4 protein-coding genes are annotated in these 2,632 nt (G+C 66.8%); 3 read left to right on the top strand and 1 reads right to left on the bottom strand.

Going from position 1 to position 2,632, the window contains the following annotated elements; all coding sequences use genetic code 11:
- Nucleotides 1-256: 256 nt before the first annotated feature.
- Nucleotides 257-1,138, bottom strand: coding sequence for an exodeoxyribonuclease III (gene xth / locus E6K76_12455; protein ID TMQ56552.1), 882 nt, complete (start codon nucleotides 1,136-1,138; stop codon nucleotides 257-259).
- A gap of 52 nt (nucleotides 1,139-1,190) precedes the next feature.
- On the opposite strand from xth, the gene E6K76_12450 reads away from it, so the two are divergent.
- The 3 genes from E6K76_12450 to E6K76_12440 all read left to right on the top strand — a co-directional run.
- Nucleotides 1,191-1,811 carry a GNAT family N-acetyltransferase gene (locus E6K76_12450; GenBank protein TMQ56551.1) on the top strand — a complete coding sequence of 207 codons (621 nt, stop codon included), beginning with the start codon at nucleotides 1,191-1,193 and terminating at the stop codon, nucleotides 1,809-1,811.
- Between the two features lie 63 nt (nucleotides 1,812-1,874).
- Nucleotides 1,875-2,372: a DinB family protein gene (locus E6K76_12445; protein ID TMQ56550.1), complete on the top strand. Its 498-nt coding sequence runs from the start codon at nucleotides 1,875-1,877 to the stop codon at nucleotides 2,370-2,372.
- 49 nt (nucleotides 2,373-2,421) lie between these two features.
- Nucleotides 2,422-2,632, top strand: a 211-nt coding sequence (locus E6K76_12440; GenBank protein ID TMQ56549.1) for a hypothetical protein, incomplete at its 3' end; no start/stop codon positions are given.

The following is a 2,632-nucleotide window of genomic DNA, read 5'->3' as shown; positions in this document are numbered from 1 at the left end:
ATCCACCAGGTACGCTCGATTCGCGAGGCACTTGAGGCCAGGAAAGATACGAGGGGTCGGACCGAGGTAAACATATCACTCCGCTCTCTCAGAGCGGGCATGTTTCCCGGTCGCTTCGACCTACTTATGCGGCCGAACCAGCCCAATCCAAAGCGCCAGTGCAGTGTTCACTGAATTCGCCGAGCCGACATGGGTGCGAGGAGACCCCGATGAGTAGGAAAGTTTGTCGGGCGCCTGGCCTCTTCTATGCGGGCCATCACCCCGCCTTCCCCCGCCTAGCGGCGATTCGCTCCTCGGCGGACGCCCACCCCGCATCGAAGGGATGGCCCGGCCGGTCGAGATCCATGACGACCGGTGCATGGTCCGACGGGGTCGGCTTCCCTTTGCGAGCCTCGCGATCAATCTCCGCCCACACCGTCCGCTCGGCAACCGAACGCGTCGCCAGTAGGTGGTCGATCCGCATCCCGAAGTTCCTGTGAAAGTCTCCCGCGCGGTAGTCCCACCACGAATAGCGGCCCGGCTCGGGATGATGCCGGCGGTAGACATCCACCAACCCCCACTCACACAGACGAAAGAACGCCTCGCGCTCCCGCGGCGACACGTGCGTTCCCCCATGAAGGAGCTTCGGATCCCAGACATCCGCGTCCGCGGGGGCGACGTTCATGTCACCACCGAGCACGAGAGGCTCGTCCGGATCCCCTGAAGTCTGGAGCCACGCCAAGAGCTGCTCGTACCAGGCGAGCTTGGCTTCATAGAACTCCGATCCGACCTTCCTTCCGTTCGGCGCGTACACGCACACGACCCGGGTGCCTTCGCATCTCGCAGCGATCATCCGCGCCTCGGCCAGCGGCTCGTCGTCGCGGACATCAAGGGTCGCCGCGGGATGCAGCGGCTCGCCGAAGTTCGTCACGACCGACGCGATCCCGCAGCGGCTGGCGATGGCCACGCCGTTCCAGCGGCCCTCGCCGTGGTGGGCCAGCTCGTAGCCCGCCGCGCGGAACGCCGCGACTGGCGCTTCCGCGTCCGCGAGCTTCGTCTCCTGCATGAGCAGCACGTCCGGACGGGCGCGCTCGAGCCACCACTGCACCTTCTCCAGGCGCGCCTTCAGGGAGTTCACGTTCCAAGTCGCGATCCGCATGACCCAGCCAGATTACCAAACTCCCGCGCGACCACGGGGCCACGCCCGAGCTATGATCGGGCCCGTGCCCAAGCTCACGATCCGTCCCGCCACCCCGGAGCGATGGCCAGACGTCGAGGCCGTGTTCAACGCCAGGGGCTGCTCCATCGCCCGCGGCTGCTGGTGCATGTTCTATCGCCGGAGCGGAGCGTCACCACCCCCGCCCAGGGGAATGACCCGCGCGCAGGCCAACCGCGCCGATCTCAGGGCCCTCGTCGACTCCGGCAAGCCACCCGGCCTCATCGCATACCAAGGCAAGGTCCCCGTCGGGTGGGTTTCGCTCGGGCCGCGCGAGGAGTACGGCAAGCTGGAGCGGTCGCCCGTGATGAAGCCCATGGACGACAAGCCGGTCTGGTCGATCATCTGCTTCGTCGTCCCGTCCGCGCATCGCCGGCAGGGCGTCGCCCATGCCCTTCTTCGCGGCGCGATCGCGTACGCCCGGAAGCGCGGCGCCACGCTCCTCGAGGCCTATCCCGTGGACAAGCCCCGCCGATCCAGCGACGACTCCATGTGGTTCGGAGCCAAGTCCATGTACGACCGCGCCGGGTTCAAGGAAGTGGCGCGGCGCAAGCCGGCCCGGCCCGTCGTCCGCCGGAAGGTGCGGGGAGCCACCCGACGATCGCCGTCCGCATGACGGCTGACCCGCGAGGAGGTTCCGCTCCGACAAGCTGCGAACGGTCTACGAGCGCTGAATCGCATGCAGTCCATCGAGCTCATACGTGACAACTTGAAGAAGAGCAGCGACCGAGTCCTGGCTCGCGTCGAGGAAATGCGAGAGCACTGCGTGGTGTTCCCGACCCCCAAGGGGGGCCCACACACGCTATGGGTGTTCGGGCATCTGGCTTACATCGAGGCTTTGGTCGTCCGCCGATTCATGCTCGGGGAACCGAACCCGTTGGCGGAGTGGGAGGAGCTATTCGACGGAGCGGACGTGAGCGGCGACATCAGCCGGTATCCTCCGTTCGACGAGGTGCTTGCGAAATGCCGTGAAGTGCGCGAGTCGACGGTTGCGCTCGTCGACTCACTGTCCGAGGACGCCCTGGACCGAGCCAGCGCGAATGCGCCCGCCGGTTTCGAGGGGACCTTCGGCACCTACCGGCTCTGTCTGCAGTATGTCGCCGATCACTGGTACATGCATCGCGGACAGCTGGCCGATGCGCGGCGAGCCGCTGGACTCGAACGAATGTGGCTGTAGAAATGTGGACCTATGGCCTGGATGCGATGCCCCTATAATGTGCGCCTCCATGTCCCGGCTACGTCTCGGATTCCTCCTGCCCCTCGCATTCCTGCTGGCGGGCGCCCCGCCGCATTCCGCCGCGGCACAAGAGCAGCCGCTCCAGGGCCTCTGGACGGGCGGCTTCATGCTCCGCGGAGCCTGGGTCGCCGTGAATCTCCGCGTCGCCGCCCCAGGCGACAGCGCCGGCGATACCGCCGACCTCTTGTTCCCCTCCTACG

This window comes from Candidatus Eisenbacteria bacterium (genome assembly GCA_005893275.1).
In the GTDB taxonomy this organism is placed as follows: domain Bacteria; phylum Eisenbacteria; class RBG-16-71-46; order SZUA-252; family SZUA-252; genus WS-7.
Note: the sequence above shows the minus strand (reverse complement) of the source record. Positions and strands in the feature narration are given on the sequence as shown.